41 protein-coding genes are annotated in these 25,820 nt (G+C 30.7%); 30 read left to right on the top strand and 11 right to left on the bottom strand.

Features of this window, described 5'->3' with window-relative positions; all coding sequences use genetic code 11:
* Window positions 1-52 precede the first annotated feature (52 nt).
* Complete coding sequence (gene prf1 / locus DSQ20_RS04345; protein ID WP_179366163.1) at window positions 53-1,345, top strand: peptide chain release factor aRF-1; 1,293 nt, start codon at window positions 53-55, stop codon at window positions 1,343-1,345.
* On the opposite strand, the gene DSQ20_RS04340 is transcribed toward prf1, so the two are convergent.
* From DSQ20_RS04340 to DSQ20_RS04330, 3 genes are all read right to left on the bottom strand, one after another.
* Window positions 1,326-1,733, bottom strand: coding sequence for an HIT family protein (locus DSQ20_RS04340; protein ID WP_179366162.1), 408 nt, complete (start codon window positions 1,731-1,733; stop codon window positions 1,326-1,328). The genes prf1 and DSQ20_RS04340 overlap by 20 nt on opposite strands.
* A gap of 77 nt (window positions 1,734-1,810) precedes the next feature.
* Complete coding sequence (locus tag DSQ20_RS04335; protein ID WP_179366161.1) at window positions 1,811-2,278, bottom strand: cupredoxin domain-containing protein; 468 nt, start codon at window positions 2,276-2,278, stop codon at window positions 1,811-1,813.
* 18 nt (window positions 2,279-2,296) lie between these two features.
* Entirely contained in the window at window positions 2,297-2,458 is a 162-nt protein-coding gene (locus DSQ20_RS04330; protein ID WP_179366160.1) for a DUF1059 domain-containing protein, read from the bottom strand.
* A 134-nt stretch (window positions 2,459-2,592) separates the two neighbouring features.
* Here DSQ20_RS04330 and DSQ20_RS04325 point away from each other — a divergent pair, with 134 nt between their 5' ends.
* The gene (locus DSQ20_RS04325) at window positions 2,593-2,928 is read left to right on the top strand and encodes a hypothetical protein (protein ID WP_179366159.1); all 336 of its coding nucleotides are present in this window, start codon (window positions 2,593-2,595) and stop codon (window positions 2,926-2,928) included.
* On the opposite strand, the gene DSQ20_RS04320 is transcribed toward DSQ20_RS04325, so the two are convergent.
* Window positions 2,914-3,249: a hypothetical protein gene (locus tag DSQ20_RS04320; RefSeq protein WP_179366317.1), complete on the bottom strand. Its 336-nt coding sequence runs from the start codon at window positions 3,247-3,249 to the stop codon at window positions 2,914-2,916. The genes DSQ20_RS04325 and DSQ20_RS04320 overlap by 15 nt on opposite strands.
* Window positions 3,250-4,155: 906 nt before the next feature.
* Here DSQ20_RS04320 and DSQ20_RS04315 point away from each other — a divergent pair.
* Together DSQ20_RS04315 and DSQ20_RS04310 are read left to right on the top strand one after the other, a co-directional pair.
* A complete protein-coding gene (locus tag DSQ20_RS04315; protein ID WP_179366316.1) occupies window positions 4,156-4,680 on the top strand; it encodes an Lrp/AsnC ligand binding domain-containing protein in 525 nt (174 codons plus the stop codon).
* Between the two features lie 195 nt (window positions 4,681-4,875).
* Window positions 4,876-5,475 (top strand): protein-disulfide isomerase, encoded by a 600-nt coding sequence (locus tag DSQ20_RS04310; protein ID WP_179366158.1) that lies wholly within the window; start codon window positions 4,876-4,878, stop codon window positions 5,473-5,475.
* Between the two features lie 20 nt (window positions 5,476-5,495).
* On the opposite strand, the gene DSQ20_RS04305 is transcribed toward DSQ20_RS04310, so the two are convergent.
* A complete protein-coding gene (locus tag DSQ20_RS04305) occupies window positions 5,496-5,699 on the bottom strand; it encodes a hypothetical protein (protein ID WP_007550605.1) in 204 nt (67 codons plus the stop codon).
* Between the two features lie 931 nt (window positions 5,700-6,630).
* Here DSQ20_RS04305 and ilvD point away from each other — a divergent pair.
* The 3 genes from ilvD (at window position 6,631) to DSQ20_RS04290 (ending at window position 9,104) form a co-directional block, all read left to right on the top strand.
* Window positions 6,631-8,304 (top strand): dihydroxy-acid dehydratase, encoded by a 1,674-nt coding sequence (ilvD, locus tag DSQ20_RS04300; protein ID WP_179366157.1) that lies wholly within the window; start codon window positions 6,631-6,633, stop codon window positions 8,302-8,304.
* Window positions 8,305-8,550: 246 nt separating this feature from the next.
* Window positions 8,551-8,757, top strand: a complete 207-nt coding sequence (locus DSQ20_RS04295; protein ID WP_255458358.1) for a hypothetical protein — start codon at window positions 8,551-8,553, stop codon at window positions 8,755-8,757.
* Between the two features lie 44 nt (window positions 8,758-8,801).
* The gene (locus tag DSQ20_RS04290) at window positions 8,802-9,104 is read left to right on the top strand and encodes a hypothetical protein (RefSeq protein WP_179366156.1); all 303 of its coding nucleotides are present in this window, start codon (window positions 8,802-8,804) and stop codon (window positions 9,102-9,104) included.
* Window positions 9,105-9,146: 42 nt separating this feature from the next.
* Here the strand turns inward: DSQ20_RS04290 and DSQ20_RS04285 are convergent, their stop codons facing one another.
* Window positions 9,147-10,829, bottom strand: coding sequence for a helicase C-terminal domain-containing protein (locus DSQ20_RS04285; protein ID WP_255458391.1), 1,683 nt, complete (start codon window positions 10,827-10,829; stop codon window positions 9,147-9,149).
* Window positions 10,830-10,924: 95 nt separating this feature from the next.
* Here DSQ20_RS04285 and DSQ20_RS04280 point away from each other — a divergent pair, with 95 nt between their 5' ends.
* From DSQ20_RS04280 to DSQ20_RS04275, 3 genes are all read left to right on the top strand, one after another.
* Window positions 10,925-11,242: a GIY-YIG nuclease family protein gene (locus tag DSQ20_RS04280; protein WP_179366155.1), complete on the top strand. Its 318-nt coding sequence runs from the start codon at window positions 10,925-10,927 to the stop codon at window positions 11,240-11,242.
* Window positions 11,243-11,331: 89 nt separating this feature from the next.
* Window positions 11,332-11,463 carry a hypothetical protein gene (locus DSQ20_RS10660; protein WP_007550614.1) on the top strand — a complete coding sequence of 44 codons (132 nt, stop codon included), beginning with the start codon at window positions 11,332-11,334 and terminating at the stop codon, window positions 11,461-11,463.
* Between the two features lie 102 nt (window positions 11,464-11,565).
* Window positions 11,566-11,829 carry a hypothetical protein gene (locus DSQ20_RS04275; protein WP_048109723.1) on the top strand — a complete coding sequence of 88 codons (264 nt, stop codon included), beginning with the start codon at window positions 11,566-11,568 and terminating at the stop codon, window positions 11,827-11,829.
* 46 nt (window positions 11,830-11,875) lie between these two features.
* Here DSQ20_RS04275 and DSQ20_RS04270 read toward each other — a convergent pair whose 3' ends face one another.
* Together DSQ20_RS04270 and DSQ20_RS04265 are read right to left on the bottom strand one after the other, a co-directional pair.
* Window positions 11,876-12,412: a hypothetical protein gene (locus tag DSQ20_RS04270; RefSeq protein ID WP_179366154.1), complete on the bottom strand. Its 537-nt coding sequence runs from the start codon at window positions 12,410-12,412 to the stop codon at window positions 11,876-11,878.
* A gap of 603 nt (window positions 12,413-13,015) precedes the next feature.
* Complete coding sequence (locus DSQ20_RS04265) at window positions 13,016-13,912, bottom strand: matrixin family metalloprotease (protein WP_255458357.1); 897 nt, start codon at window positions 13,910-13,912, stop codon at window positions 13,016-13,018.
* Between the two features lie 147 nt (window positions 13,913-14,059).
* Here DSQ20_RS04265 and DSQ20_RS04260 point away from each other — a divergent pair, with 147 nt between their 5' ends.
* Window positions 14,060-14,215: a hypothetical protein gene (locus DSQ20_RS04260; protein WP_179366153.1), complete on the top strand. Its 156-nt coding sequence runs from the start codon at window positions 14,060-14,062 to the stop codon at window positions 14,213-14,215.
* A 52-nt stretch (window positions 14,216-14,267) separates the two neighbouring features.
* Here the strand turns inward: DSQ20_RS04260 and DSQ20_RS04255 are convergent, their stop codons facing one another.
* The gene (locus tag DSQ20_RS04255; RefSeq protein WP_255458356.1) at window positions 14,268-14,519 is read right to left on the bottom strand and encodes a hypothetical protein; all 252 of its coding nucleotides are present in this window, start codon (window positions 14,517-14,519) and stop codon (window positions 14,268-14,270) included.
* A gap of 179 nt (window positions 14,520-14,698) precedes the next feature.
* Between DSQ20_RS04255 and DSQ20_RS04250 the strand changes: the two genes are divergently transcribed.
* The 12 genes from DSQ20_RS04250 (at window position 14,699) to DSQ20_RS04200 (ending at window position 20,493) form a co-directional block, all read left to right on the top strand.
* Window positions 14,699-14,905, top strand: a complete 207-nt coding sequence (locus DSQ20_RS04250; RefSeq protein ID WP_179366152.1) for a hypothetical protein — start codon at window positions 14,699-14,701, stop codon at window positions 14,903-14,905.
* Between the two features lie 109 nt (window positions 14,906-15,014).
* Window positions 15,015-15,278 (top strand): hypothetical protein, encoded by a 264-nt coding sequence (locus DSQ20_RS10655; RefSeq protein WP_255458355.1) that lies wholly within the window; start codon window positions 15,015-15,017, stop codon window positions 15,276-15,278.
* A 23-nt stretch (window positions 15,279-15,301) separates the two neighbouring features.
* Complete coding sequence (locus DSQ20_RS10650) at window positions 15,302-15,610, top strand: hypothetical protein (protein WP_255458354.1); 309 nt, start codon at window positions 15,302-15,304, stop codon at window positions 15,608-15,610.
* A 557-nt stretch (window positions 15,611-16,167) separates the two neighbouring features.
* Window positions 16,168-16,536: a hypothetical protein gene (locus tag DSQ20_RS04240; RefSeq protein ID WP_048109737.1), complete on the top strand. Its 369-nt coding sequence runs from the start codon at window positions 16,168-16,170 to the stop codon at window positions 16,534-16,536.
* A gap of 144 nt (window positions 16,537-16,680) precedes the next feature.
* A complete protein-coding gene (locus DSQ20_RS04235; RefSeq protein WP_179366151.1) occupies window positions 16,681-17,031 on the top strand; it encodes a hypothetical protein in 351 nt (116 codons plus the stop codon).
* Between the two features lie 34 nt (window positions 17,032-17,065).
* On the top strand, window positions 17,066-17,215 hold the full coding sequence (locus DSQ20_RS04230; RefSeq protein WP_179366150.1) for a hypothetical protein: 150 nt from the start codon (window positions 17,066-17,068) through the stop codon (window positions 17,213-17,215).
* 37 nt (window positions 17,216-17,252) lie between these two features.
* Entirely contained in the window at window positions 17,253-17,591 is a 339-nt protein-coding gene (locus DSQ20_RS04225; protein WP_179366149.1) for a hypothetical protein, read from the top strand.
* Window positions 17,592-17,914: 323 nt separating this feature from the next.
* Window positions 17,915-18,097, top strand: coding sequence for a hypothetical protein (locus DSQ20_RS04220; RefSeq protein ID WP_255458353.1), 183 nt, complete (start codon window positions 17,915-17,917; stop codon window positions 18,095-18,097).
* Window positions 18,098-18,229: 132 nt separating this feature from the next.
* Complete coding sequence (locus DSQ20_RS04215; protein ID WP_048109741.1) at window positions 18,230-18,712, top strand: hypothetical protein; 483 nt, start codon at window positions 18,230-18,232, stop codon at window positions 18,710-18,712.
* A 266-nt stretch (window positions 18,713-18,978) separates the two neighbouring features.
* Window positions 18,979-19,185 carry a hypothetical protein gene (locus DSQ20_RS04210; protein ID WP_179366148.1) on the top strand — a complete coding sequence of 69 codons (207 nt, stop codon included), beginning with the start codon at window positions 18,979-18,981 and terminating at the stop codon, window positions 19,183-19,185.
* A gap of 48 nt (window positions 19,186-19,233) precedes the next feature.
* The gene (locus tag DSQ20_RS04205; protein ID WP_179366147.1) at window positions 19,234-19,584 is read left to right on the top strand and encodes a hypothetical protein; all 351 of its coding nucleotides are present in this window, start codon (window positions 19,234-19,236) and stop codon (window positions 19,582-19,584) included.
* A 261-nt stretch (window positions 19,585-19,845) separates the two neighbouring features.
* A complete protein-coding gene (locus DSQ20_RS04200; RefSeq protein ID WP_179366146.1) occupies window positions 19,846-20,493 on the top strand; it encodes a nitroreductase family protein in 648 nt (215 codons plus the stop codon).
* Window positions 20,494-20,534: 41 nt separating this feature from the next.
* On the opposite strand, the gene DSQ20_RS04195 is transcribed toward DSQ20_RS04200, so the two are convergent.
* A complete protein-coding gene (locus DSQ20_RS04195) occupies window positions 20,535-20,732 on the bottom strand; it encodes a hypothetical protein (protein WP_179366145.1) in 198 nt (65 codons plus the stop codon).
* A 77-nt stretch (window positions 20,733-20,809) separates the two neighbouring features.
* On the opposite strand from DSQ20_RS04195, the gene DSQ20_RS04190 reads away from it, so the two are divergent.
* The 5 genes from DSQ20_RS04190 (at window position 20,810) to DSQ20_RS04175 (ending at window position 22,841) form a co-directional block, all read left to right on the top strand.
* Complete coding sequence (locus DSQ20_RS04190) at window positions 20,810-21,490, top strand: PAC2 family protein (RefSeq protein ID WP_179366144.1); 681 nt, start codon at window positions 20,810-20,812, stop codon at window positions 21,488-21,490.
* Window positions 21,491-21,551: 61 nt separating this feature from the next.
* A complete protein-coding gene (locus DSQ20_RS10645) occupies window positions 21,552-21,803 on the top strand; it encodes a hypothetical protein (RefSeq protein ID WP_255458352.1) in 252 nt (83 codons plus the stop codon).
* On the top strand, window positions 21,784-22,212 hold the full coding sequence (locus DSQ20_RS04185) for a PD-(D/E)XK nuclease family protein (protein ID WP_255458351.1): 429 nt from the start codon (window positions 21,784-21,786) through the stop codon (window positions 22,210-22,212). The genes DSQ20_RS10645 and DSQ20_RS04185 overlap by 20 nt, the downstream gene beginning before the upstream one ends.
* A gap of 59 nt (window positions 22,213-22,271) precedes the next feature.
* Window positions 22,272-22,622: a hypothetical protein gene (locus DSQ20_RS04180; RefSeq protein ID WP_007550642.1), complete on the top strand. Its 351-nt coding sequence runs from the start codon at window positions 22,272-22,274 to the stop codon at window positions 22,620-22,622.
* A gap of 63 nt (window positions 22,623-22,685) precedes the next feature.
* Window positions 22,686-22,841: a hypothetical protein gene (locus DSQ20_RS04175; protein ID WP_255458350.1), complete on the top strand. Its 156-nt coding sequence runs from the start codon at window positions 22,686-22,688 to the stop codon at window positions 22,839-22,841.
* A gap of 263 nt (window positions 22,842-23,104) precedes the next feature.
* Here DSQ20_RS04175 and DSQ20_RS04170 read toward each other — a convergent pair whose 3' ends face one another.
* On the bottom strand, window positions 23,105-24,100 hold the full coding sequence (locus DSQ20_RS04170; RefSeq protein ID WP_179366143.1) for an aldo/keto reductase: 996 nt from the start codon (window positions 24,098-24,100) through the stop codon (window positions 23,105-23,107).
* 110 nt (window positions 24,101-24,210) lie between these two features.
* On the opposite strand from DSQ20_RS04170, the gene DSQ20_RS04165 reads away from it, so the two are divergent.
* Together DSQ20_RS04165 and DSQ20_RS04160 are read left to right on the top strand one after the other, a co-directional pair.
* Window positions 24,211-24,459, top strand: coding sequence for a hypothetical protein (locus DSQ20_RS04165; protein WP_179366142.1), 249 nt, complete (start codon window positions 24,211-24,213; stop codon window positions 24,457-24,459).
* A gap of 162 nt (window positions 24,460-24,621) precedes the next feature.
* Window positions 24,622-25,764 (top strand): glycosyltransferase family 2 protein, encoded by a 1,143-nt coding sequence (locus tag DSQ20_RS04160; protein WP_179366311.1) that lies wholly within the window; start codon window positions 24,622-24,624, stop codon window positions 25,762-25,764.
* Window positions 25,765-25,820 lie beyond the last annotated feature (56 nt).

The raw sequence follows: 25,820 nt of genomic DNA, 5'->3' as shown, positions 1-25,820 counted from the left end.
AATGAATTGAACCAACCAAACTTAATATTCGTATAACAGGAAGCAAAAACAAATGGAAAAGATCAACATAGAAAAAGTAGATTCTGTTAAACTTTATAAAATTAGAAAAATGTTAGAAGAACTTTCCCAAAAATCAGGACGAGGGACAGAATTGATCAGTGTATATATCCCAAAAGGAAAACAACTACACGAAATTATAAGCACCTTACAACAAGAACAAGGAACTGCAGACAACATCAAATCGGATTTGACAAGATCACATGTAGTAGATTCATTAGGCAAAGTAGTTCAGAGATTAAAACTACTCAAAAAAACACCAGATAGAGGACTAGTGATGTTTTGTGGAGCACTGCCACCTGAAGGAGGAGGTCCTTTAGGAAGCGAAGTGGTAAAGGTATGGGAAATTGATCCTCCAAAAGATTTGAAACAGTATCTTTACAGGTGTGATGATCATTTTCATGTAGACATTCTAAAAGACATGTTAAAAGATGATAATCTGATTGGCTTTTTAGCTATTGATGCCAAAGATGCCGGATGGGGATTATTGCATGGCGACAAAATAGAAGTACTTTCACAGACAGGCTCTGGAGTAGCAGGTAAACACAGACAGGGAGGACAGTCTGCAAAAAGATTCCAAAAATTAAGAGAGATGGAGCTTTCATATTTTTACAACAGGGTTGCCGGAACAACAAGAGAATATTTTATTGACATTTATCCTGTAAAAGGATTAATAATTTCAGGCCCCGGACCTACAAAAGAAGATTTTATCAATGGAAATTATTTAGAATATAGATTACAGAACATGATCATCAATACACTAGATTGTGGATATTCTGGAGCAGAGGGAATTAGAGAAGCATTTGCAAAATCTGCCGAACTTTTATCAGATTTCAGAATGGTAGAGGAAAAGAAGTTAATTGAAGACTTGTTTAGAGAGGTAAACTCCCATTCAGGGTTAGGAGTATACGGATTACAAGATGTGATTGAACTTTTGAAAAATAACGTAGTAAAAACTTTGATCATAACAGATGATACAAACTTAAATCGAGTTGAAGGAAAATGCCGCAGATGTCAGAATATTCAAGAAATAATTGTTGAAAGAAGAGACGTCATTCCAAAAAAAACAGAATATTCAAGCAAACCTTGCCCTGCATGCAATGCAATGGAAGTTGAACCAAATGAACAAGACATAGTAGACTATTTGGAACTTCTTGCTGCCAAAACAGGAAGCAAATTAGAAGTAGTTTCAGGAAGTGCAGAACATGGAGCTATGTTATCAAGCTTAGGTAAAGTGGGTGCCATACTTCGATACAACCCAGGGCATACTAAAGAAGCAAAGACTTGATTTTTCTTGCAAGTATTGAAAGTTCATCGGCATTTGAGATTGAACGTTTTGTCCAAATTGTTCCTTTGTGATTATATCTTGGAATAATGTGGACATGGACATGAGGAATTATCTGTTTTGCAGCCCTTCCGTTGTTTTGTCCAAGACTAAATGCATCAGCATCAGTTGCAGATAATATTGCATTAGATATCTTGGGAATTATTGAAAACAGGTTTCCAACTGCTTTTGAATCCATATCTGTGATTCTTTCATGATGTTTTTTTGGAACTACCAAACTATGGCCGACATCTATCGGATACTTGTCTAAAAATGCAACATGTAATGAGTCCTCATATAGAATATGAGCGTCTTTAACTCCAGACAATATATCACAAAAAATGCAACTCATAATAAAATTGAATTTTTTGATCTTATTATTGTTTCATTGATAAATAGATCAAAGTATTAACTCACTATATCAATATTTTATTTAATAATTAACAGTCCTTTCATTTCGGGATGAAGAGTGCAGTGATAAGCATATTCGCCAGATTTATCTGCCAAAAAATTAATTGATTGAGATTCAAAATATCCAAGATCTTTTGAATGTACATTAAATTCATCGATGTTAAAATTATGAATGGATTTTTTATCAGGAGTATTTTTAATTTCATTAATTATATGCAGCGAAACAAGATTTCCTTCGGTAATATCCAAAGTAGGACTAGTCATTCCAGGACGAGGAGGCTGTTTTCCACCTCTACTTGATTGATGGCTAAACAAAGAATGACCGTCAGATGATTGTCCAGTTTTAATCAATATATTTTCTGGAACTAAAAACACTGGATAATCCACGTTAACTGGAATTAGGGATTGATATGCATAATAACCGCCGGTTATAATGACTACAAGAATTACAATACCAATTAGTTTCGTAATTGAAAATTTTACCATGTGGAACGCCAGTTTATCTTATTTTTTTCTCAAGATAATTTGCATTAACGCATCTTTGGAGTAATCTATGCCATGTTCTTCATCAGTGTGTTTCCCAAATTCTTCGATGACTTGTGCAATTTCACCCTCTGCTACAAAATCACACTCAAATCCATAGTCATTACATCGCAATTTTATCAAATTGTATTTTTAGCATAGCCGGTAGTAATAAGTCTCAATTAACATTGTTAAGTCTCAACTCAAAATACAGTCTAGAAACTTATCCTCAAAAATTCATTAGAAAATTAGATTAAGTGAACTATAACACATAATGTGTGGCTGATTCTCGCAAATATCGTGACAGAATTTATATCATAAAGGACATAATACTTACCCTTTCAGAATATGGACAGTTGAATCAGACAACATTGTTTAGTTTTTGTGGATTAAATATATCAAAACACAAGGGAATTTTAGATAGTTTAGAATTAAACGAAATGATCAAGAGAGAAGAAATTTTGGAGGGAAAAAGAACCATTACAATTTTCAAAGTGACGCAAAAAGGAATGAATTTTTGTCATGAGATCATAGAACCCTATGAAAATCTATTTCCAAGAGGTGGAAAATTCTCCGAAGAATCGTTCAAACTCGGGTGTTTACTCTTCATCTAGATCATATTGAGATGAAATAGATTGATCAAGTTGTTCTTTTTTCTTCAGATAGTTATAGTAACGATTATTCCATTTACTGAGCGAGTTAAACTGCCTCAATCCAGCAACTAACCAGATGCCCGATGTTACCAATATCACTACAACCGTAACCATCAACAAAATGCCAAAATCACCTTCTTGTTCTATTAAAAGTAAAAATTTTGGATGAGTAGCTAAATACAATGAAATTATTATTGCAAGTGGAGCCAGAATAAGAGCAGACAAAGAAACACCCAACATAATGCCCTTTAGATGTTGAATTTTTTCAATAAATCCATCCATTGAACTTAGAATATCGTTTCTCTCGTCATTTAACAAATCTAGACAACCCCTTGTTTCAAATTATATAACATGCATTAATTCTATCGCATAGAGGTATTTAGAATATACTTAACATTGTTAATGTGAAATTTAGTTTGTTCTGTTTTTGCTTGTACGTGACTTTGTTCTAAGAAGAGAATGACAACAAATACAACGAAGATTTTGTGTTTTAATGAATATTGAACAAAACGAGCATCTTTTTTGTCCATTTTCATATTTCCTAGTAGAGAATGGGATAACTTTATGCAATACACATATGCCATTACAACGATAAGTCATGATCTAAGGGAATTTTTTTCTCCCAATTTGAAATTTTTCCAATCTCCACCAATCATCGTCTCGTTTAGAAGCAAGGTTTTCATCTTCTTTATCTTCCTTTTTCTTCATGTTGTTAAATTCATGAATTTTTTAATAAAAGTAGATGAACAATGTTAAGCATTATCTAAATACCAAAGATCAAAAATATTACTTATGCAGAAGCACATATCTACTCCAAAGGAAAAATTCCAAGAATTCATAAATTTGCATATCAGCAATGCGTAGTTTCATTTACTGCCTAAGACACTGGAATTTTTCTAAGATAAGCTTCTGCATTTTTGTTCATACTTTAGATCAAGGACAAAAAACTAAGTTACCATTGTTAAGTGATGTTTTAGTACAACTAATTTCTGCGGAATGTGTGGAATTTAAAACAAAAATTTCAAAGAAAATAGCCGTTCCTAGTTTGAAAAATGTATTCAAAAAGGATCCTCAATTTACAAATGAATGTAGAATTTGCAACATGAAATTTACGGATTCAGAAAGAACAAAGAAACACATGATCAAGGCTCACTCAAAACCAAAGCGCGAAAGACAAGATCACTAAAAATGGCAAAAGCATATGTCATGATAAATTGTGACTTGGGTTCAGAAAAAGAAATCATTGCTTCATTGAGAAAAATTGTTGGAGTAAAAGAGGCTCATGGTACGCTTGGTCTTTATGATATTGTGATACAATTAGAATCACCTACTGAACAAAATATTCAAGAAATTGTTACTAAAGTAATTCGTAAAATGCCAAAAATTCATTCTACGGTTACTTTAACCAGATCAGAATCAGGGGAATTATTTCAAGCATCTGAGAAGATAATTGGGATGATGTTAGGTCAGAATAAGGCTCAAGCATACGTAGTCATTCACTGTGATAAAGGAGAAGAGTTTCCAACATTAAAAAATCTCAGCCATATTTCTGAAGTAAAAGAAGCAGATGTAGTTTTTGGGTTTTACGATGTTATTTGTAAGATAGAAACCTCAAATAACAAAACATTGGAAAACATAATCACAAAGGGCATCAGAAAATTGCCTCATATTAAAACCAGTATGACTCTTAACATAATCAATGAGCAAGGATAATTATATTTTATCTGAAAGAAATACCATAGTGAGTTCAGATTACTTCCGATTTATCGTTTTTTAGGGATAAAGCAATACAAGTGATGATAGTAAATCATTTCTTTTTTGGAGAAAAATTAATTTTCACATAATAATGTCAAAGTCAAATTTTCATCGAACAGTTAATTAGGGTAAATTTTTGATTTATGATTAATCATGGGAAGAAAAGAGAGAAGAGAACGTGAAGAAAAGCGTGAAAATTACGCTACAAAGCGCTCTTCTGAGAAAAGAAAGAACATGATGATAGCTATAGGAGTATTTGCAGTAATAGCTGTAATTGTAGGTTATTCAGTCTGGATTTTTATGAACATGACAACAAATGCGCCTGGCGCGCCAGAGGGAGCGGGTCCGCTAGGAAGCGAGCACTCTCATGCTGCAATGTTAGTTAAGATATTTGGAGATACGTTTGACTTTTCATTACCTGCTTATCAAATTAAGACGAGTTGGATTCATTTTGAAGGAGGAGATGGAACTACAGTTCACAAGCATGCAACTGGTGTGAATTTAGGATTTTTGTTTAATTCAATGAAATTAAAAGTTGATGATAAATGCTTCATATTCCAAGATGGAAGACAGTTTTGTACAAATGAGGATTATTCATTAAGATTTTTCATCAATGATCAAGAAGTAAATGAGATTTCAGGATATGAGCCAATGGATAAAGATAGAATCCTTATCGTATATGGTTCTGAGACTCCAGAAGAGATTCAAGAATTATTAAAACAAGTAGATACACAGCCAATTATTGAAAGATAATTTTTTCAATATTTTTAATATTATTCATCAGAGGGTTCTTGCGTTGTGAATTGTGCCATTTTATCAAATAGCATGTAATATCCACATTTAGTGCATCGTAGAACAGTCAATTCAGTAGTAAGAAACTCTTTATCTTCAAATCTACCGCTTAATTTTACATTTTCACCTGCAATTTCTGCTTTGTTACTTTTACAAACAGGACATTCAAGTGCTTTTTGTTCCACAGCATTACAAAATAAGATTACAATTTAAATCATTGAAACTTTTTCAATTGACAATCTCAATGTCTAGAAGAAAGTCAATAGATCAAATATAGAAATTATGCGAACATGTGATAGTTTTCATTTACATTTTATCTAATAGCATAATTAAAAACATTATTTATTTGAGAGTAGTTTTAAAATAAGAATTTGGAAGATAAAGAAACTCATATTTCAATAACAGATAATATCTGCTCGTGATCACCAAAACATTTCTTATTTTCCATACATGATTGACATACCAACCATGCATGATTATGACGACACCCTTTTGCTCCCTTGTAAATTATCTTATACTGTGGAGAATGTCTCTCTTCACAAATGTTCATTTGGACATCTCTGTTGTTTGATGTTTTACAGATAAGAGGAAACGGTTTGTCATTTTTAGCAAATGAGTCATATCCGAAATAGTCTCGAATTGGTCTTTCATGATAAAAATGATATGATCGCCAATAGTTAAACAAATGTCAGATTAAAAAATTACACCAATATCACAATCTTAACCCTATAGCAAACCTCGTCTTCGTTTTATGTTACACTTGACATAGATTTACTCATGAAGCATGATTAAGAATTCAGACAAATTTAGAATCTATTTCTAATTTCAATGAGTACGTTTACCGTGATTGTCAAATCGTATGATAATCAGGGTATTTTTATCTAATATTGTCAAGCTCTTTGCTCTTCCTTCATTGTTTCATCCATTCTTATGTACAAGATATGTGACATTTTTCCATCCATTTTTAGTCCATCAGAAATAATTATCTCCTTTTTACAAATACAAATCAATCACAAATCTAGTTTTATGTATTAATTATGAATTTAAGCATGTTAGAAAGTAAACAATGAGAATTTCGATAAAGTCTAAATTATAGCAATTTACATTTGTCATGTTATGGAAATTTCTAGTAGAAATGTTGTAGAAGGAACTGCCAGATCTCCTCACAGAGCAATGTACAAAGCAATGGGATTAACGGATAATGATTTAAACAAACCGTTTATTGGAGTATGTCATACTGGAAATGAAGCGACTCCTTGTAATATCCATCTACCAAGATTAGCTCTAAAAGCAAAAGAAGGAGTCAGTGATGGAGGTGCAACACCTAGAGAATTTTCAACCATTGCAGTAAGTGATGGAATCGCAATGGGACATGAAGGAATGAAATCATCATTAGTTTCAAGAGAAGTAATTGCTGATTCAATTGAATTGATGATTCGCGCACATCAGTATGATGCATTTGTAGGAATTGCAGGATGTGATAAAAGTTTACCAGGAACTATGATGGCAATGGCCAGATTAAATTTACCTTCAATCTTTGTTTATGGTGGAACCATTATGCCAGGAATGCTAAATGGTCAAGAATTAACTGTAGTTGATGTGTATGAAGCAGTAGGAGCATATGATGCAGGGCAATTATCTTTAGAAGGGCTAAAAGCAATAGAAAATACGGCATGTCCAAATGCAGGCTCTTGTGGTGGAATGTTTACTGCAAATACAATGGCATCAATTTCTGAAGCAATTGGTCTTGCTTTGCCAGGTAGTGCAAGTCCCCCAGCAGAAGATGATAGAAGAGAAAAGATAGTGTATGACACAGGGAAAGCTTGCGTGAAACTATTAGAACAAAATATCAAACCACGAGACATTCTTACGTTTGAGGCATTTGAAAATGCAATCACAATGCTAAATGCAGTAGGTGGCTCTACAAATGGAATTTTACATTTATTGGCATTATCAAACGAAGCAGGAATAAAATTAACATATGAGGACTTTGAAAGAGTTAGAAAAAAGACACCACATCTAGCAGATATGAAACCTGGTGGAAATTATGTCATGAATTCATTGGATAAAATCGGAGGAATTCCATTTGTCCTAAAAAAATTAGCAGAAAAAAAATTAATTCATGACAATTGTATCACAGTTACTGGAAAATCAATTAAAGAAAATATTGCATCTATGAACATTCCAGAACCAGTTCAACAAATAGTAAAATCAGTTGAAAACCCAATTCATTCAGTAGGAACAGCTGTCATATTGAAAGGAAGTTTGGCGCCAGAAGGTGCAGTGATTAAAACAGCTGGAGTTGAAATGACACGATTTACAGGAAAAGCACGGGTATATGACAGAGAAGAGTATGCATTTGATGCAGTAGCCAAAGGAGAAATTGAGGAAGGACATGTGGTTGTAATCAGATATGAGGGTCCTAAAGGCGGACCAGGAATGAGAGAGATGCTTGCAACTACTGCAGCACTTGTAGGTCAAGGATTAGGAAAAAAAGTCGCAATGGTAACAGACGGTAGGTTTTCTGGAGGGACTCGTGGATTTATGGTAGGACATGTTGCTCCAGAAGCATATGTGGGAGGACCTATTGCTCTAGTAAAAAATGACGATGAGATAACAATTGATACTGAAACTAACATACTTGATCTTCATGTATCGACAGATGAGCTAGAAAAAAGAAGAAAACAATGGAGTCCACCAAAACCAAACTACACAACAGGAGCACTAGCTAAATATGCAACATTAGTTGGCTCTGCTGCACAAGGTGCAATTACCAGTGCAAAATTATGATTTGTAATAATTTAACAAAAAAATCCCTAGAATTTTTTTGAATAGAAACAAAAGAATGAATCGCTCACAAGGTTTATAGATCACTGATCTGAGATTAATTTCAGAGATAACAGGAAAAGAAAATTACGTTACAATTATTGAATTACTGTTGTCTACTAAAGATAATTAAAATCAAGGTATTTGCCACATGTTTCTAATCCTTTCAAAATACTTAAGACAGAACTATAATTTATAAAAATATGGGGGTTGCTTACAAAAAAAATTCTAGAATATCAACAAAAGAAACTAGTACAAGCAGAAAATTTGCTCAAATCCCATATTTCCAAAAAGGAGCAACTCAAAGAAATAGGCTCAGATAAAGAGATTGCAAATCAGGATAAAATGATCAAAATTTGGAATAAAAATATTGAAAAAATTAAGCAAGAAATTAACAAGATCCAAATTAAAGGCTAAGATTTCATCAATACGCTTATCTTTGTATTAAACATAAAAGAGACATGGGTTCATTTGGAGACTATACAATTGCTAAATCATCATCTGTTGACATAAACAATATCAAATGGACCCAAAAAAACCAGGATACCGCTAAGAAATCAAAAAAGAGTAAAGAAAAAACAAAAAAAATATCACCTTTGAACATCATCTATACGAATGATGTAGAAAATCCAACATTAGATAGAATATTCAAAATTCAAATAGAACAGACAGAACAAAAAAAGAAGAAAAATGAGAAAAAAGCCAAGACCGCCTCTACAACTAGTTCAAAAATACAGTACTCATTTAGTCGACGTGGGAGATAATATTAGATAATTTAATTTTTAATCATTGTAAGAATTATTAGATTATTGATTTTCTATGCCTAAAACATCATAATATGCACGTGGGATCATTTTTTGAGCTTTGAATAATACGTTATTAACTGCGGTATCCAGTACGTATGTTTTTGCCCAATCATTTTCACTTCTAATTGAACGACCAAATCCTTGTAATAATTTAGTCAGAGTTTGTGATGTATACCATAATGGAAATTTGTCCATTTTTGCTTTTGTTCTTTTTTCTTTATAGTTTGGATATGGAACTTTGGCAATGATTTGAAATCGTGATAAATCATCTTTGAGGTCGACTCCTTCCCATAATGAAGACGAAAGTAGGACGCCGGTAGGATCAGATGCATGTTCTGAAATAATTTCATCTTGAGTTTTTCCATCTTGATTATAACTATGACAGATTCTAATTCTTCTAGTATTTTTTGGAGAAAGATATCTAAGGATTTTTTGACATCGAGGAACAGAAGAAGTTAGGATCAAGCCTCTTTCATTAGAATGCTCATCCATTATTCTATCAATTGCTTTTATCACCTCAAGTTCATCAGATTCAGTAGAACCATAGCTTAATCGTTTAATGTTTAAAAGATCAATTCGTCGATTATTAAGAGGAAATGGGGATTCGGGAGTATCAATGAATGCAACTTCATCTTGGGTTAATCCCATATTTTCACAAAAGCTAAATCGATCAATTGTGGCAGACATGAATATTTGATATTCTGTGGTGAAAAAAGAATTCGCAAATGAAGATACATCGATTGGTTTCACAGAAATTGATCTAAAATTTCCATTCAAATCTCTAACAGGATCATTTACAACAAAATTATCTTTTCCAGTAAGAATATCAATTTTAGCTTGTGCGGCTCTATCATATCGTCGCTCTAATCTTGTTATAGACTCATAATCAGGTTCTCTTTGAAAGGAATCACTTTCCTTAATGTCTTTAATTTTTTTGGCATAAGAATACGTAATATCATCGATTAGTTGAATCATAGAATCTAAATCGGAAAAATCATATTTTCCAGAATTTAAATTACATTCGTCAATTTGGCCATTAAAAATATCAAATCCAATAAACTGCATTATTTGATCTTCAATTTTATGGGCCTCATCAAATATCGAAACTTTCCTATTAAGATAGTCTTCAAATAGTTTTTTGTTAAATTTCATAATTTGAAAAAAAGCATGGTAGTTCCAGAGAGAGTGTTTTGAGACAAGAGCGTCGTACTTTTGAAGATAATAGTGACATGATTCAGTATTTTGTGTGTGTTCATCAATCTGTTTGATTGTTGGTTTGAATTTACATACTTCAACTATATCTTTTCCGTTTTTGATTATTTTTTCCTGACATTGTCCTTTGTCACATGTCAATCCCCATCGCATAGCTCGTCTAGTATTATCTACTTTTTCAGATTCCATCATTTTCAAACAAGCAAAATTTTGTTTACCTTTGACAGGTTTAAGAAATGGAATATCTTTGATGTATTGATCTTGAAGGTGTTTTGAGGCTGTAATTGTAAATGAACTATCAAAATATCTAGATACTGTAGCTCCAACTAGAGATTTTCCTACTCCAGTAGGAGCACATAAAATAATTTTCTTGTAACCTGATTTTAATTTCTCTTCAATTTCAAAAATTATCTTTTTTTGAATATCACGTGGAGAAAATTGATCTGGAAATTTTTCTAAAAGAGACAGGATTAAACCTGATTTTCTTTAATATTAAAAGCATGAAGGTTCTATTATTATCAAATACATGTGATGTAGTTTAATATCTAGTAAGATCACAGTAAATCATGGAATTATTAGAAGATAAAATGAGAGTTTGGTTAGAAAGCGCCAAATTTGTCAAAGCAATTCCTGGCGTGTATGTATTGTATAACAGAAACAAAGATGTGATCTACATAGGTGAAAGTAGCAATTTAGAAGAGACATTTACAAAATACGTAGAAACGGAATTTGAAGGAAATGAATGCAAACAGAAAACACAATCATATCAACGCGAATTCACTAATAATCCAAAAGAAAGACAAATTCAGTTAATCGAAGAATTCAAAAAACAGTCAGGAAAATTACCATCCTGCAATACAGAGATTGCATTAGAAACTCATTAATGATTTTTACTGAATCATCCAGTAGTCTGGCATATCTTCAGGCATAAAATTAGAGAAAGTAATTAATTTAAGAGCGTCGTAAAAATATAATGCATCAGTGTTATTATTGCGAACAAATTTTTGATTCCAAAGAAGCATTGTATGATCATGTTGAAATTCATTCAGATATTGAACGAAATCAAGAAATAATGGATAGGAAAAAGAAGGAAAAAAAGGACTAGCCTCATTTTTTGGTTTAAACAATCAATTACTAAATAAAATTAGAGTAATAGTAAGAATTTATCCATTCAGGAATAGAAATATGGATTTTAAAATAAAAGAGTATGGAATGGGTTGAATCACTTTTAAAAAGATCATGCGATAAAACACTAACAAAAGGGGAAGTACTACACAGTTTGTTTCACATGATTGAAATAAATGAAAATACATTAAATCACATACAATCAGATAAGAGAGATTTCGGCCCAGAATTAGAAGAACTAAAACAGACTGAAATCAGAGATTTAGATTTCCATCTAAAATATTATCGCAGTCTTGTCAATTATATCAGTTCAATTCCTGAAAACAAAATTATCAAACAAGAATAAGATCATCAGATTACAATACACAAGATTATAAAAATTATTAGAAAAATTACATTCGTAATTTTTTAAACATATCATCAAATTTTTGTTGTTTTTCAAGTATTTGTCCATAATTTGTTTGTGCATCATATTCTTGATGTTCATCAAAAAGATATTTCTCCCATTTTTCAATTTCATTTGCTATCATTAAACCTGAATTTTCACGTGCATGCTGTTTTTGTTGTTCTTGATTTTGGCCACGTGTAGAGAATTTTTTCCACAAGAAAGCATCTTCAAGATGTCGGGTTATTTTAGGTTTAAGTAATTCAGCAAGATCAAAATGTCCTTGTTCATGTTTTAAAAGCAATGTTGTTTCTTGGGATTGTCTTATCCAAGATAACATTGGATAAAATTCAGTAGTCAAAACAATATTTTCGATAAAAAATTTAATTTCATCACCAAAACCTTCAGAATTTACAGTCCAAATGTAAGAGTATTTGATGGTACTATGGGAATCTTCAAATGCCGCCGGATTAGAATCCGCTTTAAAATCGGATAATTGTAAAAAATAATCTTTAGACCATGCAATAGTATTATTTTGATTCATTAAAATTCCTAGTATTATATAGGGATAAAATTATTGATTTTTGAATATTTTCTATAAAATTAAGCAAATAAACGGGTTAAATTATAATTTATCAAATTAAGAATATGTTTGACGGCTATGAATTCTAGGGAATGGTCGATTAGGCAAACGTAGGAATGCCGTCAAACATGATGACTCAATATTATCACATCAAAATAGATTAAAAGAAATAGTGTGTTTAATTTGAAAAACAATTTGTACTAAAATATGCGGTATTTAGCCACAATTAACAAATTTAGGAAGGATCATTTTTTCTAACCATTTTGATCAATTAAAAAAACATGTTTCATTTTAACAGTTTTTTCATAATTAAAACATAAAAAATATTGGAAGCAAGGCTGTTTGCATATTTGATGGCTTGAATACATCCCCCAAAGGGACTGAAGCAATAAAGACATCAAATTTGCTTGCTTTCCCTTAAACTATTAATTTCAGACAAGGTAAAATCAGTTTATGAATTTAAGATTAATTATTTCAATGGGAGTAGCAGTCATATCATTAGCTGTAGGATTTATTTTATTATATGACATTACAAGATAATTATAATTAAAAATTTAAGTAAAATTAATTTTTGACGTCAAAATTAGGATGACAATCTAATACATCTAAAATAGAATTACTTTGATTGATTAATTTATGTTGCTGGTCTATAAGTAAATTGATTTGCTCTGCTTCAGAATTTAATTTTTTTAAAGCAATTTGGGCTTTTTCAAATTCTTCTGCAGATAATGTTTTATTTTCATAATATGTATAATGTTTATAATATTCATCATATTGTAAATGTTTACGAGATATACTATCTGAAAGTGATTTAATTTGAATTCTGAGTTGTTTATCTTGTTCAAGTAGTAATTTTTGACCAACATAGAGTTCTTCAAATTTTTTTGGGACGATAAATCCCATAGAATCAAAATCAGCAGAAGGGGATTCATCTGAATACATTAAACTGTTTTTATCTGGAGTATGTTCTAAACCTAAAACATGACCTATTTCATGCATTATTATATTGGAAACCATATTTTCATCATTTTGAACATATTTCCCACTACAATCTTCATCACCAACAGAAATATCCAATACACAATGATTTAAAATTCCAAATAACATTGAATTACAAGTAGCTAAACCTGAATGAGTTTCAGATGCATATACTTGCCATCGGATAATAAAATCAGGTTTATCAGATTCTACAAAATTCAAATGAGGATTTAATGATTCCAAGGTTTCAAGTGCCTTATGTAATGCATTTAATGGAATTTTCTCATCAGGTAAATTTGGAACGGGCTGAACAGAATAAGATATCGTTTTTTGCTCATTTTTAGGCATAAATTTTGATAATTCTTTAATATTTTCGGATGTTTGTTGTAACTCAGATTTTTGATTATCAAAAGGGAACAGATTTGCATACCATAGATAACCTAACGAAATTACAAATAACAGGGCAATGAGTAGTATCTTCACTAAAAAAAATCATGTCAGTGGAATAAGTAAAACTTTCTACAGATTAATTGGTCATATTACAACAATAATTGAAAATTTCAGACACTTACGCACGTTATTAACCAATATTAAATAATAAAGAAATACACAGGACATAGCAGAAAACATATGCAAAACAAAAAATTAGATGATAAAAGATATCAAGAGTTAATAAAACAAAAAGAAGAATTTGAAAAAAATAGACCACATGATATAGAATCCATGAGAAGATGGAAACATTCAATGGGCAAAATTTTGGAAGAGTTAGAATTATTTAAAAAATAATAAAAATTAGGATTCATTTTAAATCATATAGTTATTTTTAAAAAGAAATCAACTAACATGGGTGTGATTTTGATAAATAATTAGATTTTTCAACTGAATTTAATAGATCTGGGTTTAATTTAAGAAGTGCAATCACACTAGAAAATGCCGGACATTGGCTATCAATTGAAAATAGTTCTTCACAATTTTGGCATTGTATTATTGCATGGGAACCCCAATCACATTCAACACCATCTATCAAATCAAAAATTACTTTAACATTACAAGAACTACATTCCAAGAGAAGATTATCAATTTTATTCACAATATTAAACCTACAACATATTATTAAAATCACAATATAACTTGTAATAAAGTGATTTTAATAGTAGATTAATTTCCAAATTTGAAAAAATGATAAGGTAATCAAACATAAAACTAGGTATAATTAAGACAATAGATTTTTTTAAATTATGAGCATTATTTTAAACAGAGGTCTAAGAAATGACTGAATGCCCTACATGTAAACTATCCATGGAATCACATTCAACGGCAGAATTAATGGAGTGTTGTATGAAACAGATTGGTGATGATTTTACTGAAGAAGATCATGGGATATGCCCAAATTGTAAACATTCGATCAAAAAACATACTCATAAGGAACTTGCAGAATGTACATTAGCATTTTTTAAATCAAATATTCATGATTAAATAAAATACAGATTTTTAATTTTAATAAATTTAAAAAAAGTAATCAAAAATAAAAAAGTCATTATATTTTGAAGATAAGCATAAACAGCGGTTCATTAAATTCAAAATATTGGATCAGTTAACAGAGATACTCATCGAGAAATATTCTCCCATGTTAACAAACAAGCAAGTATGGGAATTTGACCAGATTAATGAAGATATAAAATTTGACATGGTGTATACGGAACCTGGGAATAAAGACGAGATATCATGGAAATCAAAATTAGCTCATCTAAATAGCGACATCAGAGAAACGGTAGTGAATACTTTTGAGTATCTTGCAGACGGATACGAGTTATGGATAACTAGTTCTAAAAATAATCAAAAAAAATAGACATGTCATTAATACCATATATCATGGCGGTATTAGTAGATACAATGATTGATGAAGAAATTTGTTTAAAATTCAGAGAAGAAAATAACTACTTAGTTGTTTCAGTTGATTCACAGACAGACGTTATAGATTGTAAAGAATTCTTTGAAGAATTTTATCATCTAGCAACTGGATTCAATTATGATGTAAACACTGGAATTCCAGATGATGAAACTGAAGCAGAAATGTACTTGACAAGATTACAAGAAGAATTCGATCTAAAAATGAAGGAGAAACTAGGTGAAAAATACCTTCCAGGAAATAATGATCCAGATTCAATCACCTCCAAATGATTGAGTCAAACAACCATATTTCATTAAACTTTAAGTTGGTAAAAATCAAAATATACTATGGAACATACTAAAGAGTGCGAATATAGAAATACACATGATATGATTCATGCCAATTGTTTTTGTAAATGCCATAAGATAGTAATGATGGAATCAAAAAAAATGGATTCAAAATCATTCTAAATTTAAATTACGTATAGAACATAAATGTAAAAATTCTTTAGGGATGAGAAAATAACAATAATGCTGATTGGCTAGATTGGGGAATAAACAATACTCACAACCTTTCTCAGACTAGAGCAGTGAAGCTCATCATTCAGGTCTGACAAACAAGGTCTTTGATGCCAGTTAGCTTTTACAGTGACAACTACATTGACAACTATCAGGGATACATCGATTTTGTTTACAATCAAGACAACGTTTACTTCGACCAGTTTTCATTCTTAATTCTTCAATTCTTCTTGCCTTATCACTCATGAAAAGTAATACTTGTTGTATTCAAAAAGTCTTTAGATATGTAGTTCCAAGTCCTAAAATAGCAGCAAATTATAAAAAAAGTATTGCCAGAAAATAAAAGGCCATTTAAAAGATTTGGAGATAGAACGTCTCGACCAAAAACCCAAACAGATGAGGATAAAATTAGAGATTTTGTTTTACGTAACTCAAAAAATGGGTATTATACCAAAGTGTCGACACTTTCTTACAAATTTGAAATACCCATTGAGAAAGCATGGGAAATAGTTGGAGGGCTTTTGATAGATGGTTCATTAGAATCAGTTCATGATGAATTCACCGGCGAAATGAAACTATGTGAGGCAGGAAAAACATATCTAATAATGAATTTAGAACAACAAAGGAAAAAACAGAAATCACAAGAATTCAAAAGAAACAAAAACCAAAAAAGAACAAAGACATCTAAGATAAATTAAGCATGATTTTTTAAAAATTATTCAAGATAACTTTTAATTTTTATACAATTTAAGGCAGATTATGGAAATTGAGGATAACCTTCCAGCCCAGTGTCACCCAATTATCAAATCAAAAAAGAAAACAGAAACAGATTCGTTAAAGTTATGGCAAAACTAAACAAACAAGACAAAATAGAGTTTGATAAAATTCTGTATTCAATTGAAGGAAAGTTAGATGAAAAATTGATTAGATTGATGTTGGATTTAATTTTTAAAACAAACTGGATAAACACTAATGCAACTAATCTATATAAAAATAACATTAAAGAAATTCCAGATAAATCACTAGACGCATTCATACTAGGAAGCCATCTAGGACAAATATATCAAATAACTTTAGAATTATCTAAAAAACTAGAATTAACGTTATCACACAATCAAAAAAATATTTTAAGAGAATTTATTTTTTTCCTAGTTTTACTTCGCAAGAAAAACCAAAAACAGAGCAATACATAACAAACCTTAATTTTCTATAGATATACAAAAAACTATGATACAATGCAAGATCTGCGGAACGCCGTTAGGAAAAGAACCATCATCTCAACAATTAGACGAGCATTGGAAAAAACAACACGAATGGCATTGGAAAATCAATCAAGATAAAACTCCAGAAGAGGCACTTTTAAAGAAAAAACAATAGTGCAAGCGTCTTTATCATAGATAAAATATTATAAATCATGGAATTTATGATTACGATTTTACATTTTCATAAAGGTAATGATATTGACAATATAATTTTTGGCAAAAAACAAAATGAAAATAAAGTTAATGAAGACATTCGAATTTTTCCATCAGGAGGATTAACAAAAAAAGGCGGAATACAAGAAAAATATTTGAAAATAAATCTTAAAAAAAATAATGATTTTAATTTAGAATTATTATCAGATTTCCTATCACATAGATTATCATCAGTTGATGATGCCGATAGCCTAAAGATTGGCAATGCAAAAGTAGAATTAAAAAAAAATGAGATTAAAAAAGCATTAAAGGATCATTTAGATGAAATTTTAAGTTGACGTCTTGGAGTAGTAATCGTTTATAGCATGCCTAGACCACTAAACGAAGGCGTCAATATCATACAATGCAGGTGGTATAAAACCAGGCATCAAGTAATTTTGAACATTTGTTTAGTTCAAACTAAAAATTAAAACTAATGTTCAATAATCAAATTCAAGAAACATATCATCAAAAAAATAATTAGGCTCCAATTTTTGTAAAAAAACTATTTTTGAGCTTATTTATGTGAAAAAATTTACTTAGGTATAGTAATACAAATTTTGAATTATTTAGTCATGACAACAATAGAGGCATACGATATGAAAATACGTAAAAAGTGACCATGAAAAATCCAAAACCATATCTGATGAAAAATGGGTCATGGGCATTAAAAGGAACTAGTTCTGCCACTGGGATTACATTATTCAAAATTGTTGGCAAAAAACCTTCATTGTCTCATTCAAAACTAGACTATCTGAAAAATATGTTTACTAGCAGAAAATGTGAATGCGATAAATTCTGCTAATATTTTTTATATCTAAAAATTTGTAGTTTAAATGTTTAGTTAAATCGGATTGAATATTTTTTAAATAATTGTTTAAGATCATCAAATATGCAATTCGAAAGTGTTAATTTGATAATTACTCACAAAATAATAATGTCTTTAGATATAGAGTGGCATAGAAATTTTTATGGTATATCGTGGGCATATGAAAAAGACCGCTTAGTTGTATCAATGGTTTTTGAAGATAAAAAAGAAGCTTTAGAAGTCTCTAAAGAGATTGAAGATTGGAGCGATAAATTTACCAGATTAACAATCATAGAAAGAGAGAATGGAGAATATTCTATTTGTTGTTTTCAAGATCCACAAATTTCAAAGAGTAAAAAGAATATCGGATTATACCGTACAGGAATGCCGCAAAGTGGAGGATATGAGCAAGTAAAACCAATGATTGAAGAAAAATCACCTTTGTTGCAAATTGCACATGCTGCAGATGTTAGAGATATGAACACATATGAACAAATATCAAGACTTGTACCTATGAGAAAATATAGAATTATTTCAGAAAAGGATTTGAAAAGACAAGAATTTTTCTATGAAAAAATGGCAGACAAATACAATCAAAATGAAACAAATTAGATGTAAAAATACTCAGTTAAAAAACCATATTTGACATTATAACTAATTAAAATTTGTATTATAGAATGACCAATCCATTATAATCTAAAAAAAATACATAGATTCCTCACGATAATACTTTGTAGCCATTGTAGATGATTCTGTGGATACTTGGTTAGACTTAACAAAAAATCAATCTGATGATATGTGTCTAAGTTAATCTAACCAAGTTTCAAATTTTAACATCATGACTAGGAATAAATTAAAACGAATCTAGGAGATATCAATTGAAAATAACTGAATTTAGGCGTCCAAGTATTTTATCATTAATTATAGGTTTAACTTTAACATTATTTGGTGCCACAATATTGTTGAATCCTCAAGACAATACTACAAACATAATTTTTTTGAGTATGTTTGGAATTGGATTATTCATTTTAGGTTTAAGTTGTTCATTATTATATCAAATAAGAAGAGCAAGAATCAAACCATAACAATTTTCAAAAACATAGTATTTTAAGACCAAAAAAAATAGTTTATTGATGACAGAACATAAGCTACGAGGATCAGGAGGATATGTCATAGCTGAACTGACTGAAGAACAAGCCAAAAAAGCAGATTTAGGAGTTGGAAAGTTATTTTTAGCGCCAATAGGTAAACTGGAAGAACAAAAAATGTCAAAACATTATTGTAAAAACTGTGAAAAAGAATTTGACAATCCACCAAAGATACATCTAGAAGAAAATACCAGTGAGCAAGTTTCTGATAATTTAATTCTAGTAGAAAGAGGCCAATATACATGTCAACAATGCAGTAGCATTATTGGAGAATACAGAGTGTTTCAGAAGAAAGACGAATCAAGTGATGCAGGTAATGCTAGACCTAGTCAATAAAACACATTGTCCAAAAACAATATCCTTAAGTTTAGAATTAAATAGTAAACTAACAATGTCTAGTACATTATTTAAGATAAAATGTGAAAAAGGTCACAAAGGAAATGCCTTGTTATGGGGTGAAGAAACTATTCAAAAGTACATTGAAAGTAAAAAATGCAACAGTTGTGGTTCCCCCATACATCAGATACCCAAATAAAATTCAGGATAATTAGAAAAATTTTAAGAATTACTTAATAAGATATTTTTCATATACAATTCATGAATTCAAAAGAAAATCCTGAAAAAATATACCCAGCAGGATATGAACCGACCATAAAAAGCCAAAACGATGGCAATGTTAGAAATCAATTACTCTTTGAAATTCTAAAAACGTCACCAACTGAATTTATCAATACAGATTTGTTCACAGTGATGTCAAAAAGACGTTCAACTAGAAAGTTTAGTGATAAAATTGTAGAGACTGTAAAAATTGATAAGATAATAGCTGCTGCAGACACAGCGCCTACTGCGGGAAATTTTCAAGGATTTGAAATTTTTTATGTTAAAAGTCCAGTAAAAAAACAACAATTAGTTGAAGCATGTAATAATCAACCATACGTAAATGCACCTCTAATTCTGGTTTTTTGTAAAAATCCTTCGCGAGTTAAATTTGATTTTCCTGAAGAAATTCTCAAAAAATTTGCAATACAGGATGCAACATTAGCGGCTGCATATTCACAGCTTGCAGCTCAAGCATTAGGATTGAGTTCCATATGGATCGGAATGTTTGATGAACAAAAAGTAATGAATGTCATCAATACAAAATTGATTCCATCGTCAGTATTATGCATCGGATATCCTAAACAAGACAAATTCCCAAAGCCACGAAGAAATCTCAAAGAATTAGTACACGTAGTATGGGAATAAAAATAAGATAACATTAATTAAAAAACTAAAAAAATTTTTTATTATCGCATTTTATCCCTACAAACACCACATAGATAATTTTTCTTAAAATTTGCAATCTCAATTTTAAATTCATCTGTATCAAAATAATTTTCTCCAGTCTTCATTCCTCCAGGTACTTTTTTATCACATTTTGAGCATTTTAGATCAAGTTCAAATTTGATTTTCTTTTCATCCTTTCCAACTTTGCCAATAATCATACATGATTCACATTACTTGAATTTTTTATATAATATACAAATCTTAAGTTTTAAGTAAGTAAATTCTAGAAAAAATGATGGAGTTTTCTCAAATTGAAGAGCCGCAGATTGAAAAACCAATAGTTATTGCTGCAATGCAAGATATGGGAAATGTTGGAAGTATTGTGGTTAATTTCATCAACAATAGTTTAAAAACAAAAAAATTCAGAATTGCAAAAACGCCATATCCAACATATGTGGTAGATGAAGGAGGGCACATAAATTTACCAAATGAAAGTTGGGAATACAGATATGCAGATGGATTAATTATCTTTGGCGGAGGTACTGGTCAACCGCAAGACACACCCGAATTGTATGCTTTGTGCCAAGATGTAATTGATATTTCAAAAAAATATTCTGCCAAATTCATTTACACACTTGGAGGATTTCACACAAATAGGATACTAGATAAAAACCCAAAAACATTTGTAACTTCAACGTCAATTGAGCTGACTAAACAAATGCAAGGATTAGGCGTTTTAACAACACCCCAAAAGTCAATAATTACAGGATTCAATGGATTGATCTTAGGATTTGCTAAACAAAATGGCATTCAAGGAATGGGAATGTATGGAGAATTAAATCAGCCTGAAATTCCACAATACAGAGCAGCAATTAGCATAATCAAAACATTAGAAAAGCTAACTTATAGAAAATTAGGGGATACAACAAGATTAGAATTACTCGCTCAAGAGATTGAAAAAAGTTTTGAAAATTAATTAAATATCAAGATAACATCAAACCGCATAATTTTATTATTACTTCATTACAAAAAAAATATTGCAATATACACACGTCATGACATCGATGCTCCAAGCATGTCAAACAGAAATAGACGGAGTCAGATATTACAAAACACCACAAGGATTGTTATATCCATCGATCACAACGGTGCTATCAAAAACATCAGATACAGCAGGTCTTGATCAATGGAGAGAAAAGATAGGAAATGATATAGCAGATCAGATAATGAAAGATGCCCAAATTCATGGCATCATGACTCACAAATTATGTGAGGACTCTAAAAAATAAAGAGTCAGTTGGAGATTTTCTTGATATCCCAAAAAATCATTTTGAAAAATTAAAACCATATTTACATAAAATGAACAATATTCGTGGAATTGAACTTCCATTGTATAGCGATGAACTCAAAATTGCAGGTACATGTGATTGTATTGCAGAGTATAATGGGAATCTATCAATTATTGATTTTAAAACTAGTAGAAGTAGATTAGTTGAACATTATGATAAAGTTCAAAAATATTTCATGCAAGCAACTGCGTATTCTTTGATGTGGAAAGAAAGAACCGGAATAGAAATAGACCAAATCGTAATCATAGGATCGGAGGAAACAGGAGATATTTCAGAGTTTATCAAAATCCCATTGGATTTTAAGGACAAGTTAATTGACACCATAGAAAAATTTCATAATTTATCATAAATAAGGAAAAAACATCCTAAACTAGGCTTAAAATAAACCCAATTAAGAGAAGATAGAAAATGACAGATTTCATTCATGAACCATACAAAACCATCTTTGTTAGAGATTTGATAAAATTGAGTCTAGATGATCTCCTTAGCATGATGGCATCACTTGAGTCAGGTAGTGCATATTGGGTTGATGGGGTTCTCTTTGCGTGTTTTGCAATGACAGAATCAGAAGAATTAGCAAAAAAAGAGATTCAAGGACAAACGTATCTTGACAAAGTCATATTTGCAAAATATGATAACTATACCAAAACAGCAAAACTATCAACTAACATGGAGATTAATGTATTAAATGTACAAAAGAGTCGTCTTTACAGAGATTTGATTTCATGGTTAAAAAAACAACCAATTTGGAACGAATAAAATATTATTAAAGATATGAAGACATCAAATAAATATTTCAAGATATTTTCAGAGTAACATAAAATGAACAAAGACGAATCAGAATTTTTCATAACAGAATTTCCAAAAGAAGGATTTGGCTTGATAGATCAGATTCAAGGAAGAGTACAATTTGCAATTTTAGATCAAATCAAGCTTATGAAAACATCGGGCATGAAAAATAATGAAATTAAAAAATAATTTTAGATAATGTTCAAAACATTATAGAAAATTATCAATTTGGAAAAAAATCAGATTAAATTTTAATTTCATATAAAATCTAGTTCAAAAATAAACAAATGTAAAGAATTTCCACAATACTGTTTTTAACTCATTATTACATTACTACTACAGGTAGTAATCAAATAATACCAAACATCAATGGTATGTCAAAAAGTGTATTGATGCTCAGTTGTCAGTGGATAACTGATTGGTTTTGATTACTATCTTATTTTTACCGTTTTTTAGCGATATTCATCGCCACAGTCACCTATCAAACTAAAAAGATCATTGGATTTACTAGTCACTGAGCGTATCATGGCTAGATCTTCATTCTCAAGAACAATATCAAAAACTTGCGCATTGTCTTGCCTATGCTCAGAGAGGCCAAGTCTTGAGCCAATTATTACACCTGCAACTATAGGTTTATCCAAAATAAATTTTGTAGAGATATTTGCAATACTTGAATCATATTTTTTTGCTATTTTAGATAAAATTTGCAATAACTCTTGAAATAAACTCCATCCACCCCACGCATCAATCATGTTGTGATATTTTTGTAGGCTTGAGGTATTCAAATCTACTCTGCGAGGTTCTGGATAATTCAGGTATTTTTCAGATAAAAATCCACCAAGCAGGGTGCCATATGCAAGAATAGAAATATCATGTTTTTGACAAAATGGTGTCATTAATTTTTCTGGTCTTTGATCTAAAATAGAATATTGCACTTGATTTGAAATTAGTTTAAAACCGCGGTCAGTCATTATCTTGATTCGTTCTGTATCGAAATTTGTAAGACCAAGATGTTTGATCTTTCCCTCTTGCTGTAACTTAGTGAGATTACTAAGAGCGTCAAGATAACTAGGGTTATTGTAATCCCACCAATGAAACTGGATCAAGTCAATTGTTTCAGTGTTCATTTTTTTTAATGATTGATCAACATGATATTCTACAATTGACTTGCTCATAGGTCCAGGATTTGGAACAAATTTAGTCAATGCCTGTGATTGTTGCAAGTCTTTTGGAGGTAATTGTTTTCTAAATTCACCAATAAAGGATTCAGCAGGTCCGTAAATATCAGCCAAATCCCAAGTAGTGAATCCATTCTTGTGATATTCAAGCATATCAGAAATTGCAGCTTTTGGTTCAATCTGTCCATGCCCACCAGACACTTGCCACATTCCATTTAAAATTCTACAGATAGATAGATCATCAGCTAGTTCAATTTTCGGAATTGTCAATAAGAAATATAGGATTTAACTTTATTTTATGAGTATGCAATAGATTCAAGTATCAACAATCAGACAGGCAAAATCAATTAATTTAAGAATTAGAAGAAGTGATTTACAATATGGTTCATTATTATATTAAAAAAATAAAACATATTTCTCAAAAACCCCCTACCTGCATGATTTGCAATAGTCAAAATATTGTAGAAGATGCAGTGTTAGCATCTACGGGGCCAACTCAGGAAAATACAGATTATACTCCATCTATATTATGCCTAGAATGTGAAACTCTAATGATAATTACTTCAGAACCAGGTGTGGGGCTTGGATTACAAGCATCAATAGGAAATGAAGTATCAATGAGAAACTAAAACACTCCAGGCTAATTAAAAAAGAGATACCATACAGATATCCAATCTAATTATAAAGTATCAAAAATTAAGATCCACATATAGATTCGTGGCCAATAGTCAAATTTTTCAATTTAAAAATTTAATATGAGATGAATTAGCGTATGGATATTGACAAGTGTAATGAATACAGAAGTATCCATAGTGATTCCTACCTATAATGAATCTGAAAATATCAAAGGAATTTTACATTTGATCAAAGAGCACTTGCCAAAAAATACCATGGTAGAAGCAATAGTAGTAGATGATAATTCACCCGATGGAACAGGAAAAATTGCTGAAGATTATTTTAAATCATTAAAAGAAAAAACACTATACACAATTAATGTAATAAATAGGAAAACAAAGGAAGGACTAAGTTCTGCAATACTAAATGGAATAGAGCAAGCTAAAGGCAAAATAGTTGTTGTAATGGATAGTGATTTTTCTCATCCTCCACAACTCATACCAAAGCTTGTTGAAGTTTTAAAACAATCAAAAACAGACATAGTCGTTGCTTCAAGATATCTTAATGGAGGCAATATTCAAGGGTGGTCGTTAAAACGAAAAATCATCAGTAAAATTGGAACTATGATAGCAAAGAAAGGATTGGGAATTGACCAATCAGATCCAATGTCAGGATTTTTTGCATTTAACAAAGATGTGATTAAAGGAATTAATTTTGATGCCATAGGATACAAACTTCTTTTAGAAATGATAGTAAAGGCAAAAGGAGTTTCCATAAAAGAAATTCCATATACATTTTTAGACAGACAAAACGGAAAGAGCAAACTTGGAATCAAAACAATTTTAGAATTTGGACATGCCGTATTGAAGCTTTACAGACATGGAAAAAGAGAGCAAAAAAACGAGAAAAGAACATCAGTAAAATTTGTTTCAAAAGCTGCTAGATTCTTTTCAGTTGGAGCCTCAGGATTGGGGGTAAATTACATCATGTCTATTCTGTTTTCATCGAGTTTGGACATGTGGTATCTTCATGCAACCATACTTGGAATCATGTTTTCAATTACCAGTAATTTTATCTTAAACAAGTATTGGACTTTTGAGGATAGAGATTTTGCAGTAAAAAGGACTATTGTTCAATATGGCAAATTTGCAGGATTTAGCTCTATTGGTGCTTTGGTTCAACTCGGAATGGTGTATTATCTAGTTGATGAGTTAACCATGTCTTATCCAATTGCATTAGTGTCAGCTGTTGCAACTGCAGCATTTAGCAACTTTATCTTAAATAAAAAATGGACATTTAAAGAAAAAGTCTGGGGATAACAGATTTTAAAAATGAATCAAATCCATTAAACATTTAACAAAAAAGTATCAAAAGA

Origin of the sequence: Nitrosarchaeum sp. AC2, assembly GCF_013407385.1 — an archaeon.
Taxonomy (GTDB): Archaea; Thermoproteota; Nitrososphaeria; order Nitrososphaerales; family Nitrosopumilaceae; genus Nitrosarchaeum; species Nitrosarchaeum koreense.
Note: the sequence above shows the minus strand (reverse complement) of the source record. Positions and strands in the feature narration are given on the sequence as shown.

Excerpts from the sequence above, each read along its gene's own strand:
- prf1 (WP_179366163.1), top strand. The coding sequence starts at position 53 with ATGGAAAAGATCAACATAGAAAAAGTAGATTCTGTTAAACTTTATAAA.
- DSQ20_RS04340 (WP_179366162.1), bottom strand. The coding sequence starts at position 1,733 with ATGAGTTGCATTTTTTGTGATATATTGTCTGGAGTTAAAGACGCTCAT.
- DSQ20_RS04335 (WP_179366161.1), bottom strand. The coding sequence starts at position 2,278 with ATGGTAAAATTTTCAATTACGAAACTAATTGGTATTGTAATTCTTGTA.
- DSQ20_RS04320 (WP_179366317.1), bottom strand. The coding sequence starts at position 3,249 with ATGGATGGATTTATTGAAAAAATTCAACATCTAAAGGGCATTATGTTG.
- DSQ20_RS04315 (WP_179366316.1), top strand. The coding sequence starts at position 4,156 with ATGGCAAAAGCATATGTCATGATAAATTGTGACTTGGGTTCAGAAAAA.
- DSQ20_RS04310 (WP_179366158.1), top strand. The coding sequence starts at position 4,876 with ATGGGAAGAAAAGAGAGAAGAGAACGTGAAGAAAAGCGTGAAAATTAC.
- ilvD (WP_179366157.1), top strand. The coding sequence starts at position 6,631 with ATGGAAATTTCTAGTAGAAATGTTGTAGAAGGAACTGCCAGATCTCCT.
- DSQ20_RS04290 (WP_179366156.1), top strand. The coding sequence starts at position 8,802 with ATGGGTTCATTTGGAGACTATACAATTGCTAAATCATCATCTGTTGAC.
- DSQ20_RS04280 (WP_179366155.1), top strand. The coding sequence starts at position 10,925 with ATGGAATTATTAGAAGATAAAATGAGAGTTTGGTTAGAAAGCGCCAAA.
- DSQ20_RS10660 (WP_007550614.1), top strand. The coding sequence starts at position 11,332 with ATGCATCAGTGTTATTATTGCGAACAAATTTTTGATTCCAAAGAAGCA.
- DSQ20_RS04275 (WP_048109723.1), top strand. The coding sequence starts at position 11,566 with ATGGAATGGGTTGAATCACTTTTAAAAAGATCATGCGATAAAACACTA.
- DSQ20_RS04270 (WP_179366154.1), bottom strand. The coding sequence starts at position 12,412 with ATGAATCAAAATAATACTATTGCATGGTCTAAAGATTATTTTTTACAA.
- DSQ20_RS04260 (WP_179366153.1), top strand. The coding sequence starts at position 14,060 with ATGCAAAACAAAAAATTAGATGATAAAAGATATCAAGAGTTAATAAAA.
- DSQ20_RS04250 (WP_179366152.1), top strand. The coding sequence starts at position 14,699 with ATGACTGAATGCCCTACATGTAAACTATCCATGGAATCACATTCAACG.
- DSQ20_RS10650 (WP_255458354.1), top strand. The coding sequence starts at position 15,302 with ATGGCGGTATTAGTAGATACAATGATTGATGAAGAAATTTGTTTAAAA.
- DSQ20_RS04235 (WP_179366151.1), top strand. The coding sequence starts at position 16,681 with ATGGCAAAACTAAACAAACAAGACAAAATAGAGTTTGATAAAATTCTG.
- DSQ20_RS04230 (WP_179366150.1), top strand. The coding sequence starts at position 17,066 with ATGATACAATGCAAGATCTGCGGAACGCCGTTAGGAAAAGAACCATCA.
- DSQ20_RS04225 (WP_179366149.1), top strand. The coding sequence starts at position 17,253 with ATGGAATTTATGATTACGATTTTACATTTTCATAAAGGTAATGATATT.
- DSQ20_RS04220 (WP_255458353.1), top strand. The coding sequence starts at position 17,915 with ATGAAAAATCCAAAACCATATCTGATGAAAAATGGGTCATGGGCATTA.
- DSQ20_RS04215 (WP_048109741.1), top strand. The coding sequence starts at position 18,230 with ATGTCTTTAGATATAGAGTGGCATAGAAATTTTTATGGTATATCGTGG.
- DSQ20_RS04205 (WP_179366147.1), top strand. The coding sequence starts at position 19,234 with ATGACAGAACATAAGCTACGAGGATCAGGAGGATATGTCATAGCTGAA.
- DSQ20_RS04200 (WP_179366146.1), top strand. The coding sequence starts at position 19,846 with ATGAATTCAAAAGAAAATCCTGAAAAAATATACCCAGCAGGATATGAA.
- DSQ20_RS04195 (WP_179366145.1), bottom strand. The coding sequence starts at position 20,732 with ATGATTATTGGCAAAGTTGGAAAGGATGAAAAGAAAATCAAATTTGAA.
- DSQ20_RS04190 (WP_179366144.1), top strand. The coding sequence starts at position 20,810 with ATGGAGTTTTCTCAAATTGAAGAGCCGCAGATTGAAAAACCAATAGTT.
- DSQ20_RS04180 (WP_007550642.1), top strand. The coding sequence starts at position 22,272 with ATGACAGATTTCATTCATGAACCATACAAAACCATCTTTGTTAGAGAT.
- DSQ20_RS04175 (WP_255458350.1), top strand. The coding sequence starts at position 22,686 with ATGAACAAAGACGAATCAGAATTTTTCATAACAGAATTTCCAAAAGAA.
- DSQ20_RS04165 (WP_179366142.1), top strand. The coding sequence starts at position 24,211 with ATGGTTCATTATTATATTAAAAAAATAAAACATATTTCTCAAAAACCC.
- DSQ20_RS04160 (WP_179366311.1), top strand. The coding sequence starts at position 24,622 with ATGAATACAGAAGTATCCATAGTGATTCCTACCTATAATGAATCTGAA.